The sequence below is a fragment of the Bradyrhizobium valentinum genome, assembly GCF_001440405.1.
In the GTDB taxonomy this organism is placed as follows: Bacteria; Pseudomonadota; Alphaproteobacteria; order Rhizobiales; family Xanthobacteraceae; genus Bradyrhizobium; species Bradyrhizobium valentinum.
Window position 1 is genome coordinate 1 of the sequence record NZ_LLXX01000077.1, and the last position, 25,822, is coordinate 25,822.

The following is a 25,822-nucleotide window of genomic DNA, read 5'->3' on the forward strand; positions in this document are numbered from 1 at the left end:
GGATGCGGCGCGCGAACGCCATGCCGCGACCGAGCGCGAGATCAACCGCCACGCCACGCGCAAATCCGCGCTGACCGAAGCCCATACCCGCCTCGCCGCGGATCGCAGCGAGGCCGAAGCGGCGCATGAAAGCGCCACGGCCGCGCTGGCGGAACTGCCGCCAACCGATGAGACGGAAGCCAGACTCACCGCCGTTCGCGCCGACATCGAAGGCCATCGCCGGTTCGCCGCGCAAGTGCGCGCCGAAGCGCAGGCGCTGGCGCGGGAAGCCGAACTCGCCGACCGCCGCGTGCAGGCGATCCTGGCGGAACGCACCGAATGGCAGAACCGCAAGCAGAGCTCCGCCTCGCAGGTCGCCACCGTCGAGGCCCGCATCACGGAAGTGACCGCCGAACGTGCCGAGCTCGAAAACGCGCCGGCGTTGTTTGCGGAGAAACGCCGCGCGCTGATCAACGAAATCGAATCTGCTGAAAGCGCCCGCCGCGTCGCCGCGGACGCACTGGCCGCCGCCGAAAGCCTGATGGCGGAAACCGACCGCGCGGCCAAGGCTTCGCTCGAAGCGCTCTCCTCCGCCCGCGAAGCCTGCGCCCGCGCCGAGGAACGCATGGAGGGCACCAAGCGCCGACTTTCCGATATCGAGCGCGAAATCCACGACATGCTCGAAGTCGAGCCGCATGCGGTCGGAGCCCTCGCCGAGATCGAGCCGGGCGCGGAACTTCCGCCGCTCAGCGAAATCGAGGAGAACCTCGAAAAGCTGCGCCGCGACCGTGAGCGTCTTGGCGCCGTCAATCTGCGCGCCGAGGAAGAGCTGCGCGAGGTCGAGACCCAGCACACCGCGCTGACCACCGAGCGCGACGACCTCGTCGAGGCCATCAAGCGCCTGCGCCAGGGCATCCAGAGCCTCAACAAGGAAGCGCGCGAACGGCTGTTGACCTCGTTCGAAACCGTCAACGAGCACTTCAAGCGGCTGTTCGTCGAACTGTTCGGCGGCGGCGAGGCGGCGCTTCATCTGATCGAGAGCGACGATCCCCTGGAGGCTGGTCTGGAAATCATCGCAAAACCGCCCGGCAAGAAGCCGCAGACATTGTCGCTGCTCTCCGGTGGCGAGCAGGCACTGACCGCGCTGGCGCTGATTTTTGCGGTGTTCCTCACCAACCCGTCGCCGATCTGCGTGCTGGACGAAGTCGACGCGCCGCTCGATGACCACAATGTGGAGCGGTTCTGCAACCTGCTGCACGAGATGACCTCCTCGACGGAAACCCGCTTCATCATCATCACGCACAATCCGATCACGATGGCGCGGATGAACCGGCTATTCGGCGTCACCATGGCCGAACGCGGCGTGTCGCAACTGGTCTCGGTCGGCCTCGACGATGCGGTGAAGATTCTGGATCAGGACGTGGCGTGAGCTTTCTTCCCTTCTCCCCTTGTGGGAGAAGGTGGCGCGAAGCGCCGGATGAGGGGTATCTCTCCAGGAAGACACAGACCGCGGAGAGATACCCCTCACCCGTCACGAACGCGCTTCCGCGCGTCCGTGCCACCCTCTCCCACAAGGGGAGAGGGAAAGAACAAGAGATGACCTCGCCCGACCTCCCCGCTGAACTGAAAGCCGCGCTCGACGGCAAGCTGCGGGGCTTTTCGCGCAGCGATGCGGCCGGCCGCGCAGCGTCGATCTCGAAAACCTACCGTGACGGCGGCGGCTCCGGCGCCATTCGCTCGGAGACCGATGCGCTCGCCTATGCGCTGGCGCGGATGCCCGCGACCTATGCCGCGGTCACAGCCAGCCTGAACGCGCTTGTCGAGATCAGGCCGGATTTCGCTCCGAAAAACCTGCTCGATGTCGGCGCCGGGCCGGGCACAGCCACATGGGCGGCAGCCGAAGCCTTCCCGTCGCTGCAGGATTTCGCGCTGCTGGACGCCAACGATGCCTTGCGAACGCTCGCGCTGGATCTGGCGCACGACAGCACACGGTTGCGCGGCATCGGCTATCAGCGCGGCGAAGCCCGCATGTCGCTGGCCAAATCGCATACGGCCGACCTCGTCGTAGCGAGCTACATGATCGGCGAGATCGGCGACGCCGAGCAACGCGCGCTTGCCGAGTTGATGTGGCAGAAAACCCGCGACACGCTGCTGGTGGTCGAACCCGGCACTCCCGCCGGCTATGCGCGGATCATCGCGCTACGCGCGCAACTGATCGCCCTCGGCGCTCATGTCGCCGCCCCCTGCCCGCACAACAACGAATGCCCCTTGCTGGCGCCGGACTGGTGCCATTTCACGCAGCGCCTGCAGCGCTCGCGCACGCACAAGCAGGTCAAGGGCGCCGAGCTACCGTTCGAAGACGAAAGGTTCTCCTATGTCGCGCTGACGCGCGCGCCGGTTGAAGGTCGGCGACCTTCCCGCGTGCTGGCGCAACCGATCGTCAGCAAGGTCGAAATAACCGCCAAGCTCTGCACGCCGGAAGGTCTCTCCTTCACGAAAGTGCGTCGCCGCGCCAAAGCGGATTACGCTGTCGCCCGGCGCTGGCGATGGGGCGATGCTGTTACTTGACGGTGTCATTCCGGGTTGGTGCGCTAGCACCAGACCTCAGATGTGCAATTGCACATCGGGGAATCTCGAGATTCTCAGGGGCGCAAGGGCGCCCCATAGTTCGATGCTTCGCATCGCCCCGGAATGACTGCAGCGCGTTGCCTTGAACTTATCCCGTCCCACTTCCGACTAAAGCCATGCCCCACTCGCGGGCGGGCTGCCGCACGCCTGCTTTTTCGTCTAGTTTCCCTGCCTCTTCGTCCCACAGGAGTTGTCCGTCATGTCGACCGGCTGGATCGTTCTCGGCGTCATCGTCATCATCGTGCTGTTTGCCTTCGCTGCGTATAACCGCCTGGTCGCGCTCAGCCAGCGTGTCAGCCAGGCCTTCGCCGACATCGACGTTCAGCTCAAGCAGCGCCACGACCTGGTCCCGAACCTGGTCGAGACCGTGAAGGGCTACGCCTCGCACGAGCGCGGCACGCTCGACGACGTGATCAAGGCGCGCAATTCCGCGATTTCGGCACAGGGACCGGCACAAGTGTCGGCTGCCGAGAACCAGTTGAGCGGCGCGCTCGGGCGCCTGATCGCGCTGTCGGAGGCCTATCCGGACCTCAAGGCCAATGCCAACTTCCAACAGTTGGCGAGCGAACTGTCCGATCTCGAAAACAAGATCGCGGCCAGCCGCCGCTTCTTCAACAACGCGGTCCAGGAATACAACACCGGCATCCAGCAGCTTCCCGCGGCGCTGTTCGCAGGCATGTTCGGCTTTACCCGCAAGGAATTCTTCGACCTCGGCGCCAGCCGCACCGAAGTCGAGGTCGCGCCGACCGTGAAGTTCTGAACGGATGAGAACTCACTACCGCCGTCATTCCGGGGCACGCCAAAGGCGTGAACTATGGTGCGCAATTGCGCACCTGAGAATCTCGAGATTCTCCGATGTGCAATTGCACATCGTAGTTCGCCGCTTCGCGACGCCCCGGAATGACCGTGGTTAGCGAAAGCCCATCATGGCCGCGTATGGTCTCTACACGCATATCGCATCGAACAAGTTTCGTTCGATGCTGCTGCTTGCCGGGCTGTTCCTGCTGATCTACGTGCTGGTCTTTGCCGGCGCATTGGTTGCGGAAGTGGTGCTCAACAGCGGCGCTTCAGTCGACTACTATCTGATGCGCGCCTCGCGCGACCTGATTGCAGCCTCCCCCTACGCCACGATCATCGCCGCGCTGTGGATCGTGATCGCCTATTTCTTCCACCAGAACATGATCGACGCCGTGACCGGCGGCGAGAGCGTGACGCGGCAACAGCAGCCCCGGCTCTACAATCTCCTGGAAAATCTCTGCATCTCGCGCGGCATCCCGATGCCGAAGCTGAAGGTGATGGACAGCCCGGCGCTGAACGCGTTCGCCACCGGCCTCAACCGGCGGCAATATTCCATCACGGTGACATCAGGCCTTCTGCGGACGCTCAACGATCAGGAGATCGAGGCCGTGCTCGGCCATGAGCTCACGCATATCCGCAACGGTGACGTGCAGTTGATGGTGGTCGCCGTGATCATCGCCGGCGTGGTGGGCTTTTTCGGCGAATTGTTCTTTCGTATGTTCACCAACCTGTCGTGGAACTCGACCGGCAGTGATTGGTCTTCATCTTCATCCTCCTCATCATCGTCGTCCTCCTCTTCGTCGTCCGATCGCGGCAAGGGCGGCGGCGGTGCCATCATGGCGATCATTATCGCGGTCGTGCTGATCCTGCTGGCCTGGCTGTTGTCGCAAGTCGTCAAGCTGGCGCTGTCGCGGTCACGCGAATTGCTGGCCGACGCCGGCTCTGTCGAACTGACCAAGAATCCCGACGCCATGATCACGGCGCTGCGCAAGATCGAGAATCGCGGCGAGCTTCCCGGCGCAACATCTGCGGTCATGGAACTATGTGTCGACAATCCACGCGAAGGATTTGCCGACCTGTTCGCGACCCATCCGTCGGTCGATAAGCGCGTCAAGGCGCTGGTGCAGTTTGCCGGCGGCCACGATCCCGGCCCGCTGGCCTTGCCGTCGGATGCGGCGAACCAAACCGATGAGCCCGAGGAATCAGGCGCCGAGCAACTCCCGCCGCCGGTTCCCCGCGGCTCCTGGAGCGATGCCAGCGAGCCCGCCGGTGTCCCGGGCACGCGTCCCGGCCCGTCAGATGGCCCTTGGGGGCCGCACCGCTAGGCAGCCGCCTATCGCCGCTCCCGGATTAACGAAATTCCGTATGAATAGTGGCGACGGCCGTCTAATGAATTGAATTATCCCTTGTTTCTGCCATGTTCGCGCCCAAAGCAGGAATGGGGCGTGCCGGCCGCTCCCCGCGGTCGGAGCTGCAGTTCAAGGGAATTCCATGGCAAAGCCAGTCGTGATTGTGGTGGGCGCGGACAAGGGCGGGGTCGGCAAGACGACCGTGTCGCGAACGCTCCTGGATTACTTCAGTGCCAACAACGTGCCGACCCGGGCATTCGACACGGAATCGCCGCGCGGCACCTTGAAGCGCTTCCACCCCGACATCACCGAGATCGTCGACATGACGACGACTTCGGATCAGATGAAGATCTTCGATACGCTGAATGCGGTCAGCCCCTCGGTCACCGTGATCGACGTCCGCGCCGGACTATTGTCGCCGGCGCTGGCCTCGCTGCGCGACATCGGCTTTCTCGATGCGGCGAAGGCGGGACAGATCACCTTCGCCGTGTTCCATATCCTGGGACCTTCGATCGCCTCGCTGGACGAAATCGCCGAGACCGCGAACTTCATGCACGGCGCCAAATATTTCCTGGTGAAGAACTTCATCAACGACACCCAGTTCTTCCAGTGGGACCAGTCGACCTACAACTCCTACTTCCACCGCATCAAGGACGCTACCGACCTCACGATCCCCAAGCTCAACGAAATGGCCTATGAGCAGGTCGAAGTTTCCTCGGTGCCGTTCCTCAAATTCGTCGCCAACAAGGGCAAGGAGGACGAAGCCGCGAACTATTCGTTCGTGCTGCGCGGCTATGTCCGGCACTGGCTCGCCAACGTCTGGAGCGAGTTCGATCGCATCAAGCTGACCGATCTCGTCGGCGCCAAGCCTGGCGTGCGCGGCGGCGAAAAATAGTCGCGCGCCCGCTGCGATGGGGGCTGGAATAGGCAGAAAATTCCTTTGATATAGCGGGTAATGAGCCCCACGCCCGTCTACATCATCTGTTCGCCCCGGCCGCTGGTCGGCAAGACGCTGCTTGCGCGGCTCTTGAGCGAGTTCCTGCTGCTGAAAGACGGCACGGTGTCCTCCTTCGACATCAACCTGAAGGAGCCGTCGCTGCTCGAATATCTGCCGCGCGTCACCGAGACGGCCGATGTCATGGACACCTACGGCAAGATGCAGCTCATGGACCGCCTGATCGTCAATGACGGTGTCGCCAAGGTCATCGATCTCGGCTTTCATGCGTTCGACGAGTTCTTCAAGATGACCAATGAGATCGGTTTCCTGAAAGAGGCCGCGCGGCGCAGCGTCGCGCCGATTATCCTGTTCGTGGCCGATATCGACCGCGTTTCCGCGCGCGCCTATCCGACGTTACGGGAGCAGATCCCGCTGAAAGCGCTGATTACGATCGACAACGAGTATGTGGTGCGTGGCGAACTGCCCGAGGCGATGGGCCTGGGGCGGGTGCTGCGAATATCGGCCTTGCCTTCGTTCCTGAAGACCTATGTCGACCGGCTCACCTTTTCCTTCACCGACTACCTGCGCAACGAACGGGATTCATCGACCGAGTTGCACCAGTGGATCCGCAGGAACTACACCAGCTTTCGCGAACTCGAGTTCAGCCTGCTCCCGCAGCGGCCGTGAAGCCTCTGCAGGGGTATCAATATTGCCCGGGTAATATTTACGTCGCACGGCCGGACTGTTATTGCCTCGTCAGACCCTCACGAGGCATCCCATGACATCAGCGAGAAAGGCAGCCATTGCCGCCTGCGCAGCTCAATGCAGAGGCGGTCTGATGTTGTTGTCGTCCCTGCGAACGCAGGGACCCATACCGCGTTGCTCTCGCGATTGAGACGAGATGGCAATCGCCTTGCACAACAACTACCGCCGGTGGCTATGGGTCCCTGCTTTCGCAGGGACGACGGAGAGCGTTTCGATCAGCGAAAGCTCAGTGCCCCTCGAACGCCATCAGTGTCCGCACCGGCACATCCATCGCCCGCAATTTGGCGGCGCCGCCGAGATCCGGCAGGTCGATGATGAAACAGGCCGCGACCACGTTGGCGCCAATCTGGCGCAGCAGTTTCACTGCGCCCTCGGCGGTGCCGCCGGTGGCGATGAGATCGTCGACCAGGATCACGCGCTCGTTGGGCTGGATCGCATCGACGTGCATTTCCATTTCATCGAGGCCGTATTCCAGCGAATAGGCGATGCGCACGGTGGTGTGCGGCAGCTTGCCTTTCTTGCGGATTGGCACGAAGCCGGCGGAGACCTGATGCGCCACCGCGCCGCCCAGGATGAATCCCCTCGCCTCGATGCCGGCAACCTTGTCGATCTTCAATCCCGCCCAGGGCTGCACGAGCTCGTCCACCGCGCGGCGGAAAGCACGGGCATCCGCCAGCAGCGTCGTGATGTCGCGAAACAGGATGCCCTTCTTCGGGTAATCCGGAATGGTGCGGACGGTGGCCTTGATGTCGTGATCGAATGTCATTGGTATCTGTCTCCAACGTCATTCCGGGGCGATGCGGAGCATCGAACCCGGAATCTCGAGATTCCGGGTCTGGTGATAACGCACCATCCCGGAATGACGTGCTTAAAATGTTGCATCGATTCACCCCACATTCAGACGAAAGGCATTCTCGACAATGCGCAGCCCCACTTCACCGCCGAGGGACATCAGCGATTCCGGGTGAAACTGCACGCCGCCGACCGGCAAGGTCTTGTGTTCGATCGCCATCGCGACACCGTCCTCGGTGGTTGCGGTGACCTGAAGCACATCGGGCACGCTGTCGCGCTCGACATAGAGCGAGTGATAGCGGCCGATCACGATTTCATTGGGCAGGTTCTGCATCAGCCGCCCGCCGCGCACCTGTATCCGCGACGGCCGCCCGTGTGCGGGGTGGGTGAGTTGGCCGAGCTGGCCGCCGAAATATTCACCGATCGCCTGCACGCCGAGACAGACGCCGAAAATCGGCAGCTTCCTGTCCAGCGCGGTGCCGATGGTTTTCGAAATCCCGAAATCCTCGGGCCGGCCCGGGCCCGGCGACAGCACCAGCAGATCCCAGTTCTTTTTCAGCATCTCCTGGGCGTGAACGTGCCGGACCACCGTCACGCTTGCGCCGACCTGCCGGAAATAATCCGCCAGCATATGCACAAAACTGTCGTCGTGATCGATCAGCAGCACCTTGCGGCCGGAGCCGGTGGCATCCGGCGCAAACGCCGACAGCGGCTTCGGCGCATCGCCGCGCAGCGCCTGGAACAGCGCAGCCGCCTTGACCTGGCATTCGCGATCCTCGGCGGCGGGATCGGAATCGAACAGGCAGGTGGCGCCGACGCGCACTTCGGCAAGGCCGTCCTTCATGCGGATGGTGCGAATGGTCAGCCCGGTATTGATGCTACCGTCGAAATTCACCGCGCCGATCGCGCCGGCATACCAGCGCCGCGAGGAGCGTTCATTGTCCTCGACGAACTGCATCGCCCACAATTTCGGCGCACCTGTCACGGTGACCGCCCAGGCATGGGTCAGGAAAGCGTCGAGCGCATCGAAGCCCGGGCGCAGCATGCCCTCGACATGGTCGACGGTGTGGAACAGTTTCGAATAGGTCTCGATCTGCCGCCGCGCCAGCACTTTGATGGTGCCGGGAACGCAGACCCGCGCCTTGTCGTTGCGGTCGACGTCGGTGCACATGTTGAGCTCGAACTCGTCTTTTTCCGAGTTCAAGAGCTGCCTGATCTGCTCGGCATCGCCTATCGCATCGACGCCGCGCGCGATCGTGCCCGAGATCGGGCAGGTCTCGACCCGGCGACCATCGGAGCGGACGAACATTTCCGGCGAGGCCGACACCAGAAATTCGCCGTCGCCGAGATTCATCAGCGCACCATAGGGCGACGGGTTGATGCGGCAGAGTCGCTGGAACACTTCGGCCGGCGAGCGTTCGCAGGGCTCGGCGAAGAGCTGCCCCGGCACCGCCTCGAACAGATCACCGCGCGCGAACGCCGCCCGCGCGACCTCCACCGTCGCCTGGTATTCGCCGGGCGCATGATCGGCAAACCCCTGCCGAGGCGTCTTGGCATAGGCGCTCTCCGCGGTGTCGCGCGGCAGACCCTTGGTCGATTTTTCCTTCCAGGAGAAATCATAGCTCAGCACCACGCCGCGGCCGGTGGCGCGATCATAGGCCAGCAGGCGATCCGGCACATACAGCACGATGTCGCGCTGGTCGCTCTCCCGTGCCCGCTTCTGCACGAGGTCTTCGATCTGGAACACGAGGTCGTAGGCGAAGGCGCCGAACAGACCGAGCAGCGGATCGTCATTGGCTGACAAGGCGGCGACGAGATCGCGCACCAGCGACATCACGCTGGCGCGGCGCGTGCGCTGGTCTTCCTCGACCGGCGCCGCGCCGCGGATGATGTGACCGGCCAGCCGCGTCGGGCTTTTTTCAGAAATCACCACGCAGGGTTCGCGCAGCACATCGCCCAGAAACGCGATCAGCACCTCGCCCCGCGCATTCAGCGCCGAAAGCGAAAAGTTTGAGCCGACGGTTTCCAGCACCAGCGGCGGATCGGCAAAGCCGAGGTCGAAACTCTCGTAGCGGCCCGGCACCGTAGTGCCGGAGGACAGCACCACGCCACGGCGGCGATCGAGCAGTTCGATCAAATCGTCAAGGCGTTTGGCATTGCCGGTAAACTGCTCGACGACACGCGAAATCGCCAGGCCGCCGCTGGTCCGGTATTCGCTGTGCTCCGGCAGGGAGAAAGCTGTCCTGTTCATGTGATCCTCTTACGAAACTTCGGGAGGGAGCGCCACACAGGACAAACGAAGGGACCGTCGCACTGCGATGGCGACCTTCGACGATTAAAAAATGAAATCGCACCGGCCACCTCTCAGGAGGTGCGCCACCACAGACGGGATGGGCTGATTACGGTGCTCATGGCAGCTAAACACCATCCGGCGGGAACGATGTCAAGAGAGGGACCGGCCGGGACGTCCCGTCCCGGACCTATCCTGGGGTGTCGGAAAGCGGAAAACTTGCGTAGGATTTGAGCAAGCAGCGGCGCATTCGACGCGCAAAGATTGCAAATGACGGAGGCAAGGATGGCATTGCTGGGTCTGGGATATGCCGGCTTCGGGTCCGCCAACCTCGAGGACTGGAGGCAGTTCGGGACCGGCCTCGTCGGGCTGCAGGCCGTGGAGCGCGGCAATTCGCTGCTGGCGTTCCGGATGGACGACCGCAAGCAGCGCATCGTCATCGACCGCGCCATGGGCGAAGGCGCGCGTTTCTTCGGCTGGGAGGTCGCCGACAGCGCGGCGCTCGATGCGCTGGCGGCCCGGCTGGAGGCGGCCGGCGTGCATGTCGCGGCCGAACCGCAGGCACTGGCCGACGCCAGGCGGGTCCGCAGCCTGATTTCGTTTCACGATCCCGCCGGCAACCGGCTGGAGGCCTTTTACGGCGCCGAGATCGACGAAACACCCTTCGTCCCGGGCCGTTCAATTTCGGGCTTCCGCACCGGCCCGCTCGGCCTCGGCCATGCCGTGCTCACAGTCGAGAACATCGACCCGATGATGGCGTTCTATATCGACGTGCTCGGCTTCGGCCTCTCCGACTACATCTCAAAGCCGTTCCGCGCCTACTTCTTCCACGTCAACGCGCGGCATCACAGCCTCGCGCTGATCGAGACCGGTAGGAACGGCATGCACCATCTGATGGTGGAGCTGTTCTCGCTGGACGATGTCGGCCAGTGCTACGACATCGCGCTGACGCAGGAGGACCGCGTCAGCGTCACGCTCGGCCGGCACACCAACGATTTCATGACCTCGTTCTACGCCAAGACGCCGTCGTCCTTCATGATCGAATGCGGCTGGGGCGGCCGCGAGATCGATCCCGCGACATGGCAACCGGTCGAGATGCACGACGGCCCCAGCCTGTGGGGCCACGAGCGCGTCTGGCTGCCGCCGGAAGATCGCACGGTCGCGCGCGAGATGCGCCTGCGCGCCGCGGCTTCCGGACTGCGCGCGCCGGTGCAGGTGATGGAGGGCAATTACAAACTGATGTCGGGCACCTGCGCGTGGTGGGACGGGGTGCGTGGGAAGAGTTAGGCGGTCAGAAATGTTGCCCAGCTACCTGCGTCGTCCCTGCGAACGCAGGGACCCATAACCACAGGCACCCGTTGATTTTGCGCGAAGTCATCGAACGGCGTCATCGAAATCGACAGGCCGCGGCGTATGGGTCCCTGCTTTCGCAGGGACGACGGAGAGATTTACTCCCGATAACACCCGCTCTCGATCTCTTCGATCAGCCCGCGCGCTTTCGGCTGCCAGCCAAGCTGCCGCGCGCGCTTTGCCCGCACGCGGCTGTTCGAGGCCATCGTATCCTCTGCCGTGCCCTCGCCCCATTCGGCGGCGGCCTCCTGCATCGACATCGCCGTTGGCGGTCCTGCAAAACCCAGCATGCGGTTGATGGCCTCGCACGCCTCGCGCATCGAATTCTCGCCGCTCTCGACGAAATAGAAGCTGCCTGCCGGGGCCTTCTCGATGGCAAGCGCGTAGAGCGTCACGAGGTCGTCGATATGCACGTTCGACCAGATATTCTCGCCGGGTCCGGCGTGCGCCGCGTTGCCGCGCTTTTTTGCGAGGCTGATCAGAAGTGGCACCTGCACGCTGTCAGGCCCGGCGCCAAGGCCGAGGCCGTAGATCAGGCTCGGGCAGATGATGACCGGTCGGCAGCCCTTGTCGCGGTGTGAGAGAATGAACTCGTTCAACGCGACCCGCGCCACGCGCGCCGGCGATGGCGTGATCGGCGCGTCTTCGTCGAAGATTTCGTCCGATCGCTGGCCCTTGGCGCGCGTGCCGACGATGCTCGATCCCGATGTGTGGATGAGCGGCTTGCCGCTCCCGGCGAGCGCGCCGAGCAGGCTCTCGACCGCGCCCCTGTGGTCGGCGCTCGCGGCATTGACGACGACGTCGGCGGCCCGCGCCGCTTGCGCCAAAATTTCCCCGTCGTCGAGCGTGCCCAGCACGGGCTGGATGCCCCGCGCGCGAACTGCCTCAGCTTTCTCCGACGAGCGAACCAAGCCTGTCACGTGATGCCCGGCGGCGATGAGATGCGCTGCAACCGATCCGCCGATATAGCCCGACGCGCCCGTGCAAAAGATTTTCATTCACCACCTCCGCCGTCATTGCGAGAAGCGAAGCGACGAAGCAATCCATGTCGCCGCCCTCACGATGGATTGCTTCGCTTCGCTCGCAATGACGAGGAAGCACGACCGGTTTACCCCAGATGCTTCCTGAAAAACTCCGTCGCCCTGCCCCAGGCCAGCTCCGCGGCCTGACGGTCATGGACGGATTGCCGCTGCTCGTTGACGAAGGCGTGCTCGGCGTCATAGCGGAAAAGCTCCAGCGACTTGCCGGCGGCCTTCATGCCGTTCTCGAAGGCATCGACCACCTGCGGCGTGCACCAGTCGTCCGTGTTGGCGAAATGCGCCTGCAGCGGAATCTTCACGTCCGCAGGCTTTGCCGCCTGCTCCGGCGGGATGCCATAAAACACCACGCCGGCCGCAAGCTCCGGAATCTTGGTAGCACCGATGATGGTCACCGCGCCACCGAGACAGAAGCCGGTCAGCCCGACCTTGGCGCCGTTGCGCGACAGATATTGCACGGCGCCCCGCACGGTCTGCGTGGTGGCGTCCATGAAGTCCAGCGAGTTCATCTCTTTGCCGGCCGCATCCGTGTCGTGGTACGGCACCACCGTGCCCTTGTAGAGATCGGGTGCCAGCGCATCGAAGCCCGCCAGCGCAAAGCGATCGCACATGCCCTTGATCTGGTCCTGCAGGCCCCACCATTCCTGGATCACGACCACGCCCGGCGCATTGCCGCGCGATGCGTTGGCAAGATAGCCGGCAGCGTCCTTGCCGTCCGGACGCTTGAAAGTAATGCTGGTACCCATGGGTTCCTCCGCGCTGATTTCCGGATGATTGACCGGCATTTTGTCCGCAGTGCGTTCCGGAAGCAATTGCTTGATCCGCGCGCCTACGTCGGGTCAGGGCAACAAAAAAGCCCCCGCAGGGGCTTTTCCGAAATCGCATGCACCTTGATCAGTGGGCGTTGGCCCAGACCTTCTTCTTGGTGAAGTACAGCAGGACGGTGAGCAGGATCAGGAATACGAACACCTGCAGGCCGAGTTGCTTGCGCGCCTCCATGTGCGGCTCCGCAGCCCACATCAGGAAGTGGGTGACGTCCTTGGCGTATTGCGCGACCGTCGCCGGCGAGCCGTCATCATAGGTGACCTGGCCGTCGTTCAAAGGCTTCGGCATCTTGATGGCATGGCCGGGGAAATAGGTGTTGTAGTAGGAACCTTCCGGCAGATTGACGCCGGCCGGCGGCTTGTCTTCATAGCCCTGCAACAGCGCCGTGACATAATCCGGTCCCTGCTCCTGATACTGGGTGAAGAAGTCGATCAGGAACATCGGGAAGCCGCGGCCGTAGCTGCGCGCCTTGGTGATCAGCGACAGATCGGGGGGAAAAGCGCCACCATTGGCCGCGCGCGCCGCCTGCTCGTTCGGGAACGGCGACGGGAAATAGTCCGCCGGCCGGCCCGGCCGCTCAAACATCTCGCCCTGGTCGTTCGGGCCGTCCTTGACCTTGTACTCGGAGGCAAACGCCTGGGCCTGAGCCACTGAATAACCAGGACCGCCGGGTTCAGCGAGATTGCGGAAGGCGACAAATGAGAGGCCATGGCAGGACGCGCAGACTTCCTTGTAGACCTTCAGGCCGCGCTGCATTGCGCCGCGATCGAACTTGCCGAACGGGCCTGAAAACGACCACTTCTGCGCCGGCGGCTTGGTGCTACCTTCGGCGGCGCGGGCGCTCTCGGCGCCGCCCAGAAGCAGACCGCCGGCCACCATCAGCGCGATCACGGTCGAGACCATCGGCGCAGGCTTGCCGCCCGTCTTTGCCAGCACGTCGTCCGCGATCGAGTTCGGCACAGGACGGGGCTTCTCGATCCGCGCTAGCAACGGCAGCAGTATCAGGAAATAGGCGAAGTAGAGGAAGGTCAGGATGCGGCCGACGATGACATAGATACCCTCCGGCGGCTGCGCGCCGAGATAGCCGAGCCCGATGCAGACGACGACGAACATCCAGAAGAACTGCTTGGCGAGCGGCCGGTATTTCGACGAACGTGTCTTGGCGGTATCGAGCCATGGCAGGAACGCCAGGATGATAATCGCGCCGAACATCGCCACCACGCCGGCAAGCTTGTTCGGGATCGAGCGCAGGATTGCGTAGAACGGCAGATAATACCATTCCGGCACGATGTGCGCGGGCGTAACGGCGGGATTGGCCGGGATATAGTTCTCGGCGTCGCCGAGATAGTTGGGCATGTAGAAGATGAACCAGGCGAAGAACAGCAGGAAGCAGGAAACGCCGAACATGTCCTTCATGGTCGCGTAGGGCGTGAACGGCACAGTGTCCTTTTCCGTCTTCGGCTCGACGCCGGCCGGGTTGTTCTGACCCGCCACGTGCAGCGCCCAGATGTGCAGCACGACGACGCCCGCGATCACGAACGGCAGCAGATAGTGCAGCGAGAAGAAGCGGTTCAGCGTCGGATTGCCGACGGCATAGCCGCCCCACAGCAGCGTCACGATGCTCTCGCCGAAATAGGGCACGGCCGAGAACAGGTTGGTGATGACGGTGGCGCCCCAGAAGCTCATCTGGCCCCACGGCAGCACGTAACCCATGAAGCCGGTCGCCATCATCAGGAGATAGATGATGACGCCGAGGATCCACAGCACTTCACGCGGCTCCTTGTACGACCCGTAATAGAGGCCGCGGAACATGTGGATGTAGACGGCGAAGAAGAACATCGACGCGCCGCTGGCGTGGATGTTTCGCAGCAGCCAGCCGTAATTGACATCGCGGACGATCAGTTCGACCGATTTGAAGGCCATATCGGCATGCGGCGTGTAGTGCATCGCCAGGATCACGCCGGTCAGGATCTGCACACCCAGCATAAACGAAAGGATGGCGCCGAACGTCCACCAGTAATTCAGGTTACGCGGCGTCGGATACGCCACGAACGAGGAGTGCATGAGTCCCATGATCGGGAGGCGCCGTTCGATCCACTTCAAGGCGGGATTGGTCGGCTGGAAATCGGATGGTCCGCTCATTGATGCGATCCTGAGGAAGTAAAACGACGCGACGGATTAAGGGTCTCGGACTGGCGCCCGAGCCCTTAGCCGATCTGGATTTTGGTGTCGGAAACGAAGGTGTAGGGCGGAACCGGCAGATTCGTCGGCGCGGGTCCCTGACGGATGCGGCCCGAGGTGTCGTAAACCGAACCGTGGCAGGGGCAGAAGAAGCCGTCGTAAGCGCCCTCATGGGCAATCGGGATGCAGCCAAGATGCGTGCAGATGCCGACCACGACCAGCCACTGGTCATGGCCCGGCTTGACCCGCTGCTCATCGCTCTGCGGATCGGGCAGGCTCGATACCGGCACCTTGCGGGCCTCTTCGATCTGCTTCTTGGTCCGGTGGCTGATGTAGATCGGCTTGCCGCGCCAGAACACCTTGATGTCCTGACCTTCGGCGATCGGGGTCAGGTCGACCTCAATCGGCGCACCGGCCGCGACCGTCGAGGCATCCGGATTCATTTGGGAAACCAGCGGCCACACCGTGGCAGCCGCGCCTACGGCGGCGACGGCTCCCGTTGCAACATAAAGGAAATCACGGCGTGTCGGATGGTCCGCCGAAGACGCTGTCGTCACGATTCCAAGCCCTTTCTTATCTGCAGCCAGCGGAACCGCCCCGGACCCGCCTGAAGCGTGATCCAGAGGAGGCTGCCGGCGCCCGCGGCCCCCGCGGCGGCAGAAAAACCGCCTTTCCTCCCCCAATCCTGGCGGAACAAGCAGTCCAGAATCGTTCTATTGGCACCCTTGCCGAGAGAGCGCAAGCCCGCTATCGGCCCGCAATCGTGCAATGCACTAAATCCGCGCCCGACCGTGATTTATTCAATACATTCACCCGCCGCTGGAGGGGCCGCGCACGCGATATAGACGAACCTCGCTTCATCCGGGAATCCCCCGAATCCAGCATTTTCCGGCGAATCCGGTTGCCGCCGATCGCTTTCTTTCGTTGGCAGGGAATGTGTACCGCTACCGGGCCACATGGTATGATATTCGCCATGATGAACGATCAGCCAATTGTATCGCGAAGCCGCGACGTGGTGGGCGGCGCGGCTGTTTTCCACGGGACGAGAGTTCCTGTGCGGACGCTGCTGGACTATCTCGAAGCAGGGGAATCAATTGACGATTTCCTCGAGGGATTTCCGTCCGTCACGAGGGAGCATGTCATCGCCTTCCTGGAAGAAGCGAAAGACCGGGTCGTATGACAAGAGATCAGGTGAAAGAGGTAATCGAGCGTGTGCTGACTTGGCCCCGAGAGCGGCAGGAAGACGCTGTCCAGATGTTGCTTGCCTTGGAAGCCCGAGAGGGTGAGCTTTATCACCCCAATGATGACGAGTGGGCAGCCATCGAAGAGGGTTTCGCTCAAGCCAAGCGTCGCGAGGCCGTATCGGCCGACGAGATCGCCGTTCTTTTCAAGCAACGCGATTCATGACGCTCCGGTTTACGCCCCGCGCGCGGGACGATCTCCGGGAAATCATGGACTATATCGCGAAAGAGAACCCGGTCGGTGCTGACCGGGTGGGTCGGGCGGTTTTTGATACGTGCGCCCTCATTGCGGCGCGGCCTTATCTGGGAATTCGCAACGCAAGAGCCCCGGAATTGCGGAGCCGCCTGGTCACGCGATATCCATACCGGATCCACTATTTCGTCGAGGGCGCCAATGTCTGGATCGTTCACATCCGACATTCTGCGCGGCGGCCCCTGGATGAACAGACCTGACTCGAATGCACATCGCCCTGTTTCAGCCCGATATCCCCCAGAACACCGGAACGATTCTGCGCTTGTGCGCGTGCCTGGACGTGGCGGCCCACATTGTCGAGCCGGCCGGTTTTCCGACCTCGGACCGGCATTTCCGCCGGGCGGGAATGGACTACCTCGATCATGTGGCCATTACCCGCCATGACTCATGGTCAAAATTCCAGCAATGGCGTAACGAAGCCGGATCCCGGCTGCTACTATTTACGACCAAGGGAGCAGGTTCCTATCTGGATTTCCGCTACGAGAGCGACGATGTCCTGCTGTTCGGACGGGAATCCGCTGGGGTTACCGATGAGGTCGCATCCGTCGCTGATGCGCGGCTGATAATCCCGATCAGGCCGGGCTTGCGCTCGCTCAATGTAGCCATGGCGGCCGCCATGGCATTGGGCGAGGCGCTGCGGCAGACCCGTCACGCCACCCAGAGCGAGATGCGGTCCAAGGAGAGATGGTGAGTTACGCGGTCAAAGAGATTTTTCTGACCCTGCAGGGGGAAGGCGCGCATGCCGGCCGCGCGGCGGTGTTTTGCCGTTTTTCCGGCTGCAACCTCTGGAGCGGCCGCGAACAGGACCGCGCCAGCGCCACCTGCAAGTTCTGCGATACTGACTTTGTCGGCACCGACGGCACGCTGGGCGGCCGCTACGCCTCAGCCGGCGAACTCGCCGATACGATCGCCGGGCAATGGACCGGCGAGAATACCAACCGCTACGTGGTCCTGACCGGCGGCGAGCCATTGCTGCAGGTCGATAGCCCGTTCATCGATGCGCTGCATGCGCGCGGTTTCTCGATCGGCATCGAGACCAACGGAACGATCGAACCGCCCGACGGGATGGACTGGGTCTGCGTCAGCCCGAAAGCCGGCGCCGACCTCGTGGTGCGCCGCGGCCACGAATTGAAACTGGTCTATCCGCAGGCCGGCGCGGCGCCGGAAGATTTTGCGGGACTCGACTTCGAACGTTTTTCGCTGCAGCCGATGGACGGACCCGATGTGATCGAAAACACCGCGCGTGCGGTCGACTACTGCCTGCGCCATCCGCAATGGCGACTCAGCCTGCAGACACACAAGACACTCGGCATCAGATAGGAACCAGATTTTTCAAGATGTGGGAACTGACGAAATCATTTCGCTTCGAGGCCGCGCATTCGCTGAAGGGCACGACCTTCGGCGCAGCCAGCGAGGAAATTCACGGCCACTCGTTTCGCGCCGAAGTGAGCGTGCGCGGCACTCCCGATCCGGAAACCGGCATGGTGCTCGATCTCGGCCTGCTCGAACGCAGCATGGACGAGGTCCGCAAGACCCTCGACCACAAGTTCCTGAACAAGATCGAGGCACTTGGGACGCCGACACTGGAAAACCTTTCCCGCTACATCTGGGAGCGGGTCCAGCACGCCGGCAAGATCACCCGCGTCACCGTTCATCGCGATAGCTGCAATGAGAGCTGCACCTATTTCGGGCCGCAGCGTTAGATATTCACCGGCGTCATTGCGAGGAGCGAAGCGACGACCGCGCCCGCCGAAGCTCGAAGAACGAAAGCGGAAGCAATCCATCCTTTTCCATGGCACGATGGATTGCTTCGCTTCACTCGCAATGACAGAAAGTAACGTTGGGAATTCCGAATGGATATGTCGCTGATCGAGGATCGTAAGACGCGCGCGAGAGCCTGGTTCGAAGCGCTGCGCAACGACATCTGCGCGGCCTTCGAACGGCTGGAAGACGACGCCCCGGCCTCGCTCTATCCCGGCGACGCCGGACGCTTCGTGCGCACGTCCTGGGAGCGCACCGACCACACCGGCAAGCCCGGCGGCGGCGGCGTGATGTCGATGATGCGCGGGCGGCTGTTCGAGAAGGTCGGCGTGCACTGTTCCACCGTGCACGGCGAATTCGCGCCCGAGTTCCGTGCACAGATTCCGGGCGCTGCCGACGACCCCAGGTTCTGGGCGTCAGGCATTTCGCTGATCGCGCACATGCGCAATCCACACGTGCCGGCAGTGCACATGAACACCCGCTTCGTCGTTACCACCAAGGCGTGGTTTGGCGGTGGCGCGGATCTAACGCCGGTGCTCGATCGCCGGCGCACCCAGGAAGATCCCGATACGCAGGCCTTTCATCAGGCGATGAAGGAAGCCTGCGATCGATCCAACGGCGTTGCCGACTACGACAGATACAAGAAGTGGTGCGACGAATATTTCTATCTGCCGCATCGCAAGGAAGCGCGCGGCATCGGCGGCATTTTCTACGACTGGCACGATTCGGGCGATTGGGATGCCGACCTCGTCTTCACGCAGGACATCGGCCGCGCCTTCCTGAAAATCTATCCTGAACTCGTCCGCCGCAATTTCGCCCTCCCCTGGAACGCCGCCGATCGCGAGGAGCAGTTGATCCGGCGCGGACGCTATGTCGAGTTCAACCTGCTCTACGACCGCGGCACGATCTTCGGGCTGAAGACCGGCGGCAATGTAGATTCCATTCTCTCGTCGATGCCGCCGGAGGTAAAGTGGCCATGATCGCATGATCAGCTTGTCATGACCGATCGCTAGAATGCGATTCGTGTCATGCATCCAAGGAGTAGATCATGGATTTGAAACCAGGCGATGTCGTCATTCTGAAGTCCGGCGGCCACCCGCTCAGCGTGGTGGAGGTCAACGACGACAAAGTTGCATGCGTTTGGATGGGCAATGAAGGCGATCTCTTTCGGGAGACGCTGCCATTGGCCGTGCTTGAACGCGCCGAGCCCGATGACGATGAGGAAGAAGAGGAAGACGACGAAGAAGGCGATGACGACGAAGAGGACGAGCACGCCAGCAAGGTTGCCTAAGCGAATTTCGACGTCGCCCGGCACTCACGGCCCGGCGACGTCTTTTCCTGGAATTGGACCCCGCGCAGGGGATCTGATATTCGCGGCCAATCGACCGCGGCCAGCCGCGGTCAAAAGCGCTGGAAGCGAAATGGCCGTGAAAAGATGACCCACCTGCCCCGTGCCATGCTGATCGACATGGACGACACCATCCTGTCGGCTTATGGCCGTCCCGAGATCGCCTGGCACAACGTCGCGGCGGAATTTGCCGCCGAGTTCGGGCCGTTCACCTCGCAGCAGGTTGCCACCGCCGTTCTGGATTCGGCACGAAAATTCTGGGCTGTTGCCGAAGCCGAATGGCGGCTGAAGCTGGACGAAGCGCGGCGCGTAACCGTCCGGAACGGATTTGCCGCCCTTGCCGCCGGCGGCCACGCCCTGCCCGAAGACCTGGCGATACGGCTCGCCGACCGCTTCACCGCCTACCGCGAAGAGGAAATGTTCGTCTTTCCCGGCGCGCATGACGCCATCGACGAGCTGAAGGCGCGCGGCATCAAGCTGGCGCTGGTGACCAACGGCGCCGCCGGCGCTCAGCGCGCCAAGGTCGAACGCTTTGCATTGTCGGACCGTTTCGATCACATCCAGATCGAGGGCGAGCACGGTTTCGGCAAACCGGACGAGCGCGCCTATCTGCATGCCATGCAGGCGCTCGGCGTCACGGCATCCGAGACGTGGATGATCGGCGACAATCTGGAATGGGAGGTCGAGGCGCCGCAGCGGCTCGGCATCTACGCCATCTGGATCGACGTGCATGGCGATGGCCTGCCCGCTGATACCACCGTGAAGCCCGATCGCATCATCCGCTCGCTGACGGAGCTGCTGCCCCGCGAGCGCTGATAGCGCCCCTGAGGTTCCGTTGTCAGGCTAGCCGAGGCCCATCGCACGATCGCGTGTAATGTGAGCTTCCTCACAGTGCGGAAGCCGGCAATCCCAGATTGTGTCGACGTTGCTTCAAGGCTGAAACCCGAGGCTGGGGAGTTCACCGATGCCCAACGACGACGCGCACAAGCCGCCGCCTGCGGCGGACGACATTGCCCCGAAATCCGCCCCGCTGAGGTGGCTCTGGAAGTTCAATCACGGGCTCGACATCGTCAAAGGCCTGTCGCTGGTCACCGTGCTGAGCAGCCTTGTGGTCGGCTATTTTCAGTACCTCAACGCCTATCAGGAGAAGGTAGGCAGCCAGGCCAAGGAAGACATGGCCGCGGCGACGGCAACCTTCACGGAGATCTCACGCGCATTCTCCGAAGTACAGGCACTGCAGCAGACGCTTTATTCCGATTTCACGCGCGCCGTCCGGGACAGATCGGACGAAAGCGACCAGGCGCTCCTCACCAAGAACGCGCGCGCGATTTCCGAGCGTTACGAAAAGGCGCGGATCGCACTCCGCGAAAATATCGACGTGCTGACGCGAAAGGCCGAAATCTATATCGATTGGGCGAGCAACACGTATCGCGATCCGGCCGAGAAGCATAACGTCGATGCCGATCCGCTGTCACGACAGGTGTTGCGCGACTATGCCTTCGACTGTTCCGACAAATACAATTTTCCGGCGTTCGGAAACGTGCATGTCGAGGACGACGATACGCCCGCCAAGGACGTTGCAGATGACGCCTATTGCGCAATCGCCGAGAAACGGGGCGTTGACGACAAGACCCAGCCGAAAGATGCTTTCATTCGGATCTGCGCCGGACCTCATACGCATAGCAGGATAGCCAAGAGAATCTACTGGTACAGCGCCAAGCACCACGTCCTGACGATGCACTACTGCTTCGAGGCCGCGCACAACAAACTGGCGGCCGCGCGGCAGTGGGCCTCCCGGAGCGACCGGGACGCCGCGAAGGAAAGGGAAATCGTCGAGCGCGAGAACGAGATCAACGCCCAACTGGATGATCTGGCCGGGCGGGTCAGCGCGTTCAGCAGCCTGGCGCTGCATCAGATGGAGCGAATCCGGGTGAAATATCGTCCGGTCGGCTTTTTGTGCAGCGTGCCGCTCGTTCGCAACATACCGAGCCTGAACTGCTTCCCGATCCGCACGGCCTCGCTCACTCATTGAGCTCTAGTGCCGCAGCACCGCTGCGATCATGACGACGCCGCCGACCATCACGGCGGCGTCGAGGATTGCTGTGTGGATATGCACCGGCATGGCGAAGCCGGCGAGAATATTCACAGCCGGTGATCGCGGGTGAAACGGGCGGCGGTCTGGTCGGCGATCGCGGCAAGCGCGGATGCCTCCAGCGGAAAATCCGCGGCCAACCAGGCGTCTTCCGCAAGTGTCAGCACATGGCCCAGCGCCGGGCCCTCGGCAATGCCGCGGGAGATGAAATCGGCCGCCTTCAGCGGAAATTTCGGCGCGCTCCAGCGCTGCGGCAAAGTTGCGAGGTCGTGCCAGCGCGCGGCGCCATTACCGACGCCGCCTGCCCGCGCCCACGCCAGCATCAGCCGGTCGCGGTAAGGATCCTCGCCGAGCCGATAGAGAAGCTGCCGCGCCCGCGCATCGTCCTTGCTGGCGAGCCGCCACCAGCGATGGCCCATCGAGTCCAGTGCCTTGGTTTCAGCGTTGGAAAGGCGAAGCCGCGCCGAGACGCGCCTGGCGTCCTCAGTGACGGCGACCGTGAGCGCGGCAAGCCGACGCATGGCGTTCGGCGGCAGCCCTAGCGCGTTTTCAGCCGCTATCATCGCCGCGAACGTTCCGGTGTAGGCGACACCGCCGAAGATCGGCAGCAGCAGCCCGGCATCCGCCATCGCCTGAACCGCAACCGCGGCTCCTTCCGCGATCAACAGCTTCAATATCTCCATCCGCACGCGTTCGGCGGAGAGGCCTGAGAGCCCCGCGCGCCCGTCAATGCAGGCGAGATATCCGGCGCGGTCGGGCTCACCCGCCCCGTAGGCAGCATGCATGCGGAAGAAGCGCAGGATGCGCAAATAATCCTCAGCGATGCGCTGGCCGGCATCGCCGATGAAGCGCACGCGTTTGGCTTCGATGTCGGCCAGCCCGCCGACATGGTCATGCACAATGCCGTCGGCATCGACAGATAGCCCGTTGATGGTGAAGTCGCGCCGTTCCGCATCGCGAACCCAGTCGCGCCCGAACGCAACCTTGGCCTTCCGGCCAAAGGTCTCTGTGTCCTCGCGCAAGGTCGTGACCTCGAACGGATGCGATTCGATGACCAGCGTGACCGTGCCGTGGTCGATGCCGGTCGGCACGCATTTGATGCCGGCTGCCTTGGCGCGGCGGACGACCTCGTCGGGCAGCGCCGTGGTCGCGATGTCGATATCACCAAGGGGAATTTTCAGAAGCGCGTTGCGCACGGCGCCGCCGATCACGCGGGCTTCCTCGCCATCGCCATTGAGCAATGCGAGCACGCGCGCAGCCGGACCGAATCTGAGCCAGGGCGCGTCCGACAGCACGCGAGCCTCGCTCATTTCTCGTCTCCGTGAACCAGCTTGCCGTCTTCCATGTGCGCGGGAACGTAGGTCGAATCCGGCGGCGCGCCGGAGAATTGGGCGAGCAGGACGAAGCTGATCACGACCAATAGCAGCGATCCCAGCACCAGTTTTGCGACCAGATGCGCCGGCCAGGAGGAGGACGCGAACACGCCGGCACGGGTGGCGATCAGAAACAGCGCATAGGCCACGAACGGGATCAGAAAAATCGCGATCTCGGTCAGGACCGGACGGATCATGCGAGATAAATCCGCTCATACAACACGCGCAGAATTCCTGCGGTCGCGCCCCAGATGTACCGTTCGGCGAACGGCATGGCGTAATAGGAGCGCTCCATGCCGCGGAATTCCTTGGCATGAATCTGATGGTTTTCGGGATTCATCAGGAACGCCAGCGGCACCTCGAAGGCGTCAACCACTTCGCCTTCGTTGATCGTCAGCTTGAAGCCGGGCTTCACGCGCGCCACCGTCGGCAGGATACGAAACCCGAAGGCGGTTCCATAGAGGTCGAGATAGCCGATCGGCTCGATGAACTCGCGTTTGAGGCCGACTTCCTCCTCCGCCTCGCGCAAGGCGGCGTCGAGCGGGGAAGCGTCGGTTGTGTCGATCTTGCCGCCCGGAAAGGAAATCTGGCCCGCGTGGCTGGAGAGATGCGGCGAGCGCTGCGTCAGCAATACGGTCGGCTCGCGGTGATCGACCACCGGGATCAGCACCGCCGCCGGGCGCACCGGCTGCTCCCGCGCCACGATCTCGAGCATGTAGTCGTTGCCCGCGTCACCGGTTTTCGGAATGATTTCGGGATCAACCAGGCCGGGGGGCACGTCGAAATTCAGCCGGGCCCGGCTCCGTGTGAAGAACTCCGCCGAGTTGATCGGAGCCGCCTCCATCTTTTTCAGCATCGGCTCGTTCAAACTGCGTCCCTCACCTGCTTCGCGTCCGCCATCGCAAAGAACTCACCGCCGGACTCGATGCCGAACATCGGCTGACCATCGACCACCCGCTCTTCCCCCATGTCAACCAGATCGTAATAGAGCGCGCGGGTCACCTTCGCCCACAGATCGGCGCGGACGTGCAGATAGGGCGCCAGCCCGCCGTCGGCGGCCGGCTCGAACCGCAGGCGATGGGCAGAATCGCATGGCACCCAGTCGTCAACGTTAGTGCGAAAGCGCAGCAGCCGGCCGCGATCGCCGGCTTCGTTTTGCATCTCCACCGCCAGGAACGGCGCATCGTCCACGCGGATACCGACCTTCTCGACCGGGGTCACGAGAAAGTGCTTACCGTCCTCGCGCTTGAGAATGGTCGAAAACAGCCGCACCAGCGCCGGCCGTCCGATTGGCGTGCCCATGTAGAACCACGTGCCATCGCCGGCGATTCGCATGTCGAGATCGCCGCAGAACGGCGGATTCCACAGATGGACCGGCGGCAACCCCTTGCCGGCCGAGGTGGCGTTGGCGGCTTCCCTCGCAGCGACAGTTAGTCCTTCGAGGCCCTGAGCGCCGGTTTGCCCTTGCTTCGCCATTGTTTGCCCTGAGTCTAAGCACTCGATCTGGCACGATTGGTGCACATATACCGAGATATGTGTTCCCGACGATTTGTGTCCGTACTATTGCGGATCAAGTCGCCACATCGTGATGCCGTTCATACCCCGAAATACCGGTAATGTGGGGATAGTTTAATTCAACGAATACATGGCCTTTGCATAGGTTTAGCATGAGGTTCGTGGCATGACGACGCAACCAGCGGTGTCATGAAGCGGTTAGATGGTTGAAGGAGAAAGACATGGCGAGTGCAGACGGTGTCGAGAAACTCGAGGACGCGATCGTCCGGTCGGCCGAGCAGGTCGCCGGCCAGATCCGCGCCGCGAAGGAAGCGATCTCCACCGTCATCTTCGGCCAGGACCGGGTGATTGAAAACACCCTGGTGACGATCCTGTCCGGCGGTCACGCGCTGCTGATCGGCGTGCCCGGCCTCGCCAAGACCAAGCTCGTCGAAACGTTGGGCATCACGCTCGGGCTGGACACCAAGCGAATCCAGTTCACGCCGGACCTGATGCCCTCGGACATTCTGGGCGCCGAGGTGCTGGACGAGAGCAATACCGGCAAGCGGTCGTTCCGCTTCATCGCCGGACCGGTGTTCGCGCAGCTCCTGATGGCCGACGAAATCAACCGCGCCAGCCCGCGTACGCAATCGGCGCTGCTGCAAGCCATGCAGGAACAGCACATCACCGTTGCAGGCGCGCGGCATGATCTTCCCAAGCCGTTCCACGTGCTCGCCACGCAAAACCCGCTGGAGCAGGAAGGCACCTATCCGCTGCCCGAGGCGCAGCTCGACCGCTTCCTGATGGAGATCGACGTCGATTATCCCGACCGTGACGCCGAACGCCGTATCCTGTTCGAAACGACCGGCGCGGAAGAGACGCTGGCCAAGGCATCGATGAACGCGGAAATTCTGATCGCGGCGCAGCGGCTGGTGCGGCGCCTGCCGGTCGGCGACAGCGTCGTCGAGGCGATCCTGTCGCTGGTGCGCGCCGCGCGTCCGAGTTCCGAAGACGGCGGCGACAAGCTGATCGCCTGGGGGCCGGGCCCGCGCGCCAGCCAGTCGCTGATGCTGGCGGTCCGCGCCCGCGCGCTGCTCGACGGCCGCCTCGCACCCTCGATCGACGACGTGCTCGATCTCGCCGAACCCATTCTCAAGCACCGCATGGCGTTAACGTTCTCGGCGCGGGCGGAAGGCCGCACCATTCCCGACGTGATCAGACAGTTGAAGACGCGGATTGGTTGATGGCCGCAGAGACCAGCCACGAGACCAGGGAGATCTTAGCAATCCGACGTGCCGATGGCGAAAGCCGAACGCTCGCCGCATCGCT

Annotated in this window: 28 protein-coding genes and 1 pseudogene; 18 read left to right on the top strand and 11 right to left on the bottom strand. The window is 63.0% G+C overall.

The genetic code is table 11. The features are described 5' to 3' along the window. From CP49_RS12505 to CP49_RS12530, 6 genes are all read left to right on the top strand, one after another. Positions 1–1,408 (top strand): chromosome segregation SMC family protein (locus CP49_RS12505; RefSeq protein ID WP_156438340.1); only part of this gene is annotated, 1,408 nt, incomplete at its 5' end. A gap of 167 nt (positions 1,409–1,575) precedes the next feature. Next, entirely contained in the window at positions 1,576–2,547 is a 972-nt protein-coding gene (locus CP49_RS12510; RefSeq protein ID WP_057850558.1) for a small ribosomal subunit Rsm22 family protein, read from the top strand. 259 nt (positions 2,548–2,806) lie between these two features. Next, positions 2,807–3,367 carry a LemA family protein gene (locus CP49_RS12515; protein WP_057850559.1) on the top strand — a complete coding sequence of 187 codons (561 nt, stop codon included), beginning with the start codon at positions 2,807–2,809 and terminating at the stop codon, positions 3,365–3,367. A gap of 166 nt (positions 3,368–3,533) precedes the next feature. Beyond that, positions 3,534–4,730 carry a M48 family metallopeptidase gene (locus CP49_RS12520; protein ID WP_057850560.1) on the top strand — a complete coding sequence of 399 codons (1,197 nt, stop codon included), beginning with the start codon at positions 3,534–3,536 and terminating at the stop codon, positions 4,728–4,730. Between the two features lie 166 nt (positions 4,731–4,896). Next, positions 4,897–5,649 (top strand): P-loop NTPase family protein, encoded by a 753-nt coding sequence (locus CP49_RS12525; RefSeq protein ID WP_057850561.1) that lies wholly within the window; start codon positions 4,897–4,899, stop codon positions 5,647–5,649. Between the two features lie 60 nt (positions 5,650–5,709). Beyond that, positions 5,710–6,378: a P-loop NTPase family protein gene (locus CP49_RS12530; RefSeq protein WP_057850562.1), complete on the top strand. Its 669-nt coding sequence runs from the start codon at positions 5,710–5,712 to the stop codon at positions 6,376–6,378. 304 nt (positions 6,379–6,682) lie between these two features. Here the strand turns inward: CP49_RS12530 and CP49_RS12535 are convergent, their stop codons facing one another. Both CP49_RS12535 and CP49_RS12540 read right to left on the bottom strand, forming a co-directional pair. Then, complete coding sequence (locus CP49_RS12535; protein WP_057850563.1) at positions 6,683–7,222, bottom strand: adenine phosphoribosyltransferase; 540 nt, start codon at positions 7,220–7,222, stop codon at positions 6,683–6,685. A 120-nt stretch (positions 7,223–7,342) separates the two neighbouring features. Then, complete coding sequence (locus tag CP49_RS12540) at positions 7,343–9,499, bottom strand: anthranilate synthase component I (protein ID WP_057850564.1); 2,157 nt, start codon at positions 9,497–9,499, stop codon at positions 7,343–7,345. Between the two features lie 324 nt (positions 9,500–9,823). Here CP49_RS12540 and CP49_RS12545 point away from each other — a divergent pair, with 324 nt between their 5' ends. Next, on the top strand, positions 9,824–10,825 hold the full coding sequence (locus CP49_RS12545; protein WP_057850565.1) for a VOC family protein: 1,002 nt from the start codon (positions 9,824–9,826) through the stop codon (positions 10,823–10,825). Between the two features lie 161 nt (positions 10,826–10,986). On the opposite strand, the gene CP49_RS12550 is transcribed toward CP49_RS12545, so the two are convergent. The 4 genes from CP49_RS12550 to petA all read right to left on the bottom strand — a co-directional run bounded on the left by CP49_RS12550 (position 10,987) and on the right by petA (position 15,488). After that, positions 10,987–11,886: an NAD-dependent epimerase/dehydratase family protein gene (locus CP49_RS12550; RefSeq protein ID WP_057850566.1), complete on the bottom strand. Its 900-nt coding sequence runs from the start codon at positions 11,884–11,886 to the stop codon at positions 10,987–10,989. 110 nt (positions 11,887–11,996) lie between these two features. Next, positions 11,997–12,671: a dienelactone hydrolase family protein gene (locus tag CP49_RS12555; RefSeq protein WP_057850601.1), complete on the bottom strand. Its 675-nt coding sequence runs from the start codon at positions 12,669–12,671 to the stop codon at positions 11,997–11,999. 148 nt (positions 12,672–12,819) lie between these two features. Continuing rightward, a complete protein-coding gene (locus tag CP49_RS12560; RefSeq protein ID WP_057850567.1) occupies positions 12,820–14,892 on the bottom strand; it encodes a cytochrome c1 in 2,073 nt (690 codons plus the stop codon). A gap of 65 nt (positions 14,893–14,957) precedes the next feature. Next, positions 14,958–15,488 carry a ubiquinol-cytochrome c reductase iron-sulfur subunit gene (gene petA / locus CP49_RS12565; protein WP_057850568.1) on the bottom strand — a complete coding sequence of 177 codons (531 nt, stop codon included), beginning with the start codon at positions 15,486–15,488 and terminating at the stop codon, positions 14,958–14,960. A 416-nt stretch (positions 15,489–15,904) separates the two neighbouring features. On the opposite strand from petA, the gene CP49_RS12575 reads away from it, so the two are divergent. The 10 genes from CP49_RS12575 to CP49_RS12620 all read left to right on the top strand — a co-directional run bounded on the left by CP49_RS12575 (position 15,905) and on the right by CP49_RS12620 (position 21,566). Further along, on the top strand, positions 15,905–16,111 hold the full coding sequence (locus CP49_RS12575; protein ID WP_057850602.1) for a DUF433 domain-containing protein: 207 nt from the start codon (positions 15,905–15,907) through the stop codon (positions 16,109–16,111). A gap of 11 nt (positions 16,112–16,122) precedes the next feature. After that, the gene (locus tag CP49_RS12580; RefSeq protein ID WP_156438342.1) at positions 16,123–16,338 is read left to right on the top strand and encodes a hypothetical protein; all 216 of its coding nucleotides are present in this window, start codon (positions 16,123–16,125) and stop codon (positions 16,336–16,338) included. Continuing rightward, the gene (locus CP49_RS12585) at positions 16,335–16,625 is read left to right on the top strand and encodes a type II toxin-antitoxin system RelE/ParE family toxin (RefSeq protein WP_057850571.1); all 291 of its coding nucleotides are present in this window, start codon (positions 16,335–16,337) and stop codon (positions 16,623–16,625) included. Before CP49_RS12580 ends, CP49_RS12585 begins: the two co-directional genes overlap by 4 nt. Positions 16,626–16,630: 5 nt before the next feature. Further along, entirely contained in the window at positions 16,631–17,116 is a 486-nt protein-coding gene (locus CP49_RS12590; protein WP_057850572.1) for a tRNA (cytidine(34)-2'-O)-methyltransferase, read from the top strand. Continuing rightward, complete coding sequence (gene queE, locus CP49_RS12595; protein WP_057850603.1) at positions 17,113–17,745, top strand: 7-carboxy-7-deazaguanine synthase; 633 nt, start codon at positions 17,113–17,115, stop codon at positions 17,743–17,745. The genes CP49_RS12590 and queE overlap by 4 nt, the downstream gene beginning before the upstream one ends. Positions 17,746–17,762: 17 nt before the next feature. After that, positions 17,763–18,128, top strand: a complete 366-nt coding sequence (locus CP49_RS12600) for a 6-pyruvoyl trahydropterin synthase family protein (RefSeq protein WP_057850573.1) — start codon at positions 17,763–17,765, stop codon at positions 18,126–18,128. A gap of 150 nt (positions 18,129–18,278) precedes the next feature. After that, positions 18,279–19,166 carry an oxygen-dependent coproporphyrinogen oxidase gene (hemF, locus tag CP49_RS12605; RefSeq protein ID WP_197423092.1) on the top strand — a complete coding sequence of 296 codons (888 nt, stop codon included), beginning with the start codon at positions 18,279–18,281 and terminating at the stop codon, positions 19,164–19,166. A gap of 68 nt (positions 19,167–19,234) precedes the next feature. Continuing rightward, positions 19,235–19,477, top strand: coding sequence for a YodC family protein (locus CP49_RS12610; protein ID WP_057850574.1), 243 nt, complete (start codon positions 19,235–19,237; stop codon positions 19,475–19,477). 144 nt (positions 19,478–19,621) lie between these two features. After that, a complete protein-coding gene (locus CP49_RS12615; RefSeq protein ID WP_057850575.1) occupies positions 19,622–20,350 on the top strand; it encodes an HAD family hydrolase in 729 nt (242 codons plus the stop codon). 148 nt (positions 20,351–20,498) lie between these two features. Beyond that, on the top strand, positions 20,499–21,566 hold the full coding sequence (locus CP49_RS12620) for a hypothetical protein (RefSeq protein WP_057850576.1): 1,068 nt from the start codon (positions 20,499–20,501) through the stop codon (positions 21,564–21,566). 3 nt (positions 21,567–21,569) lie between these two features. On the opposite strand, the pseudogene CP49_RS49225 reads toward CP49_RS12620, so the two are convergent. The 5 genes and pseudogenes from CP49_RS49225 to CP49_RS12640 form a co-directional block, all read right to left on the bottom strand. Continuing rightward, positions 21,570–21,656, bottom strand: a pseudogene (locus tag CP49_RS49225) (sulfite exporter TauE/SafE family protein); the annotation flags it as partial. A gap of 20 nt (positions 21,657–21,676) precedes the next feature. Next, entirely contained in the window at positions 21,677–22,936 is a 1,260-nt protein-coding gene (locus CP49_RS12625) for a CCA tRNA nucleotidyltransferase (RefSeq protein ID WP_057850577.1), read from the bottom strand. Next, positions 22,933–23,196 carry a DUF6111 family protein gene (locus tag CP49_RS12630; protein ID WP_057850578.1) on the bottom strand — a complete coding sequence of 88 codons (264 nt, stop codon included), beginning with the start codon at positions 23,194–23,196 and terminating at the stop codon, positions 22,933–22,935. Before CP49_RS12630 ends, CP49_RS12625 begins: the two co-directional genes overlap by 4 nt. Beyond that, positions 23,193–23,855, bottom strand: a complete 663-nt coding sequence (locus CP49_RS12635; RefSeq protein ID WP_420807609.1) for a CoA pyrophosphatase — start codon at positions 23,853–23,855, stop codon at positions 23,193–23,195. The genes CP49_RS12630 and CP49_RS12635 overlap by 4 nt, the downstream gene beginning before the upstream one ends. A gap of 8 nt (positions 23,856–23,863) precedes the next feature. Then, the gene (locus CP49_RS12640; protein ID WP_057850580.1) at positions 23,864–24,475 is read right to left on the bottom strand and encodes a DUF1285 domain-containing protein; all 612 of its coding nucleotides are present in this window, start codon (positions 24,473–24,475) and stop codon (positions 23,864–23,866) included. A 260-nt stretch (positions 24,476–24,735) separates the two neighbouring features. Here CP49_RS12640 and CP49_RS12645 point away from each other — a divergent pair, with 260 nt between their 5' ends. Then, positions 24,736–25,737, top strand: a complete 1,002-nt coding sequence (locus tag CP49_RS12645) for an AAA family ATPase (RefSeq protein WP_057850581.1) — start codon at positions 24,736–24,738, stop codon at positions 25,735–25,737. Positions 25,738–25,822: the final 85 nt, after the last annotated feature.

Coding starts and splice junctions, on each gene's coding strand:
- CP49_RS12535 (WP_057850563.1), bottom strand. CDS start 7,222: ATGACATTCGATCACGACATCAAGGCCACCGTCCGCACCATTCCGGAT.
- CP49_RS12610 (WP_057850574.1), top strand. CDS start 19,235: ATGGATTTGAAACCAGGCGATGTCGTCATTCTGAAGTCCGGCGGCCAC.
- CP49_RS12615 (WP_057850575.1), top strand. CDS start 19,622: ATGACCCACCTGCCCCGTGCCATGCTGATCGACATGGACGACACCATC.
- CP49_RS12515 (WP_057850559.1), top strand. CDS start 2,807: ATGTCGACCGGCTGGATCGTTCTCGGCGTCATCGTCATCATCGTGCTG.
- CP49_RS12530 (WP_057850562.1), top strand. CDS start 5,710: ATGAGCCCCACGCCCGTCTACATCATCTGTTCGCCCCGGCCGCTGGTC.
- CP49_RS12645 (WP_057850581.1), top strand. CDS start 24,736: ATGGCGAGTGCAGACGGTGTCGAGAAACTCGAGGACGCGATCGTCCGG.
- CP49_RS12620 (WP_057850576.1), top strand. CDS start 20,499: ATGCCCAACGACGACGCGCACAAGCCGCCGCCTGCGGCGGACGACATT.
- CP49_RS12635 (WP_420807609.1), bottom strand. CDS start 23,855: ATGCTGAAAAAGATGGAGGCGGCTCCGATCAACTCGGCGGAGTTCTTC.
- CP49_RS12625 (WP_057850577.1), bottom strand. CDS start 22,936: ATGAGCGAGGCTCGCGTGCTGTCGGACGCGCCCTGGCTCAGATTCGGT.
- CP49_RS12640 (WP_057850580.1), bottom strand. CDS start 24,475: ATGGCGAAGCAAGGGCAAACCGGCGCTCAGGGCCTCGAAGGACTAACT.
- CP49_RS12590 (WP_057850572.1), top strand. CDS start 16,631: ATGCACATCGCCCTGTTTCAGCCCGATATCCCCCAGAACACCGGAACG.
- CP49_RS12525 (WP_057850561.1), top strand. CDS start 4,897: ATGGCAAAGCCAGTCGTGATTGTGGTGGGCGCGGACAAGGGCGGGGTC.
- CP49_RS12550 (WP_057850566.1), bottom strand. CDS start 11,886: ATGAAAATCTTTTGCACGGGCGCGTCGGGCTATATCGGCGGATCGGTT.
- CP49_RS12575 (WP_057850602.1), top strand. CDS start 15,905: ATGATGAACGATCAGCCAATTGTATCGCGAAGCCGCGACGTGGTGGGC.
- CP49_RS12555 (WP_057850601.1), bottom strand. CDS start 12,671: ATGGGTACCAGCATTACTTTCAAGCGTCCGGACGGCAAGGACGCTGCC.
- CP49_RS12600 (WP_057850573.1), top strand. CDS start 17,763: ATGTGGGAACTGACGAAATCATTTCGCTTCGAGGCCGCGCATTCGCTG.
- CP49_RS12520 (WP_057850560.1), top strand. CDS start 3,534: ATGGCCGCGTATGGTCTCTACACGCATATCGCATCGAACAAGTTTCGT.
- CP49_RS12630 (WP_057850578.1), bottom strand. CDS start 23,196: ATGATCCGTCCGGTCCTGACCGAGATCGCGATTTTTCTGATCCCGTTC.
- CP49_RS12540 (WP_057850564.1), bottom strand. CDS start 9,499: ATGAACAGGACAGCTTTCTCCCTGCCGGAGCACAGCGAATACCGGACC.
- CP49_RS12545 (WP_057850565.1), top strand. CDS start 9,824: ATGGCATTGCTGGGTCTGGGATATGCCGGCTTCGGGTCCGCCAACCTC.
- CP49_RS12585 (WP_057850571.1), top strand. CDS start 16,335: ATGACGCTCCGGTTTACGCCCCGCGCGCGGGACGATCTCCGGGAAATC.
- CP49_RS12510 (WP_057850558.1), top strand. CDS start 1,576: ATGACCTCGCCCGACCTCCCCGCTGAACTGAAAGCCGCGCTCGACGGC.
- hemF (WP_197423092.1), top strand. CDS start 18,279: ATGGATATGTCGCTGATCGAGGATCGTAAGACGCGCGCGAGAGCCTGG.
- CP49_RS12560 (WP_057850567.1), bottom strand. CDS start 14,892: ATGAGCGGACCATCCGATTTCCAGCCGACCAATCCCGCCTTGAAGTGG.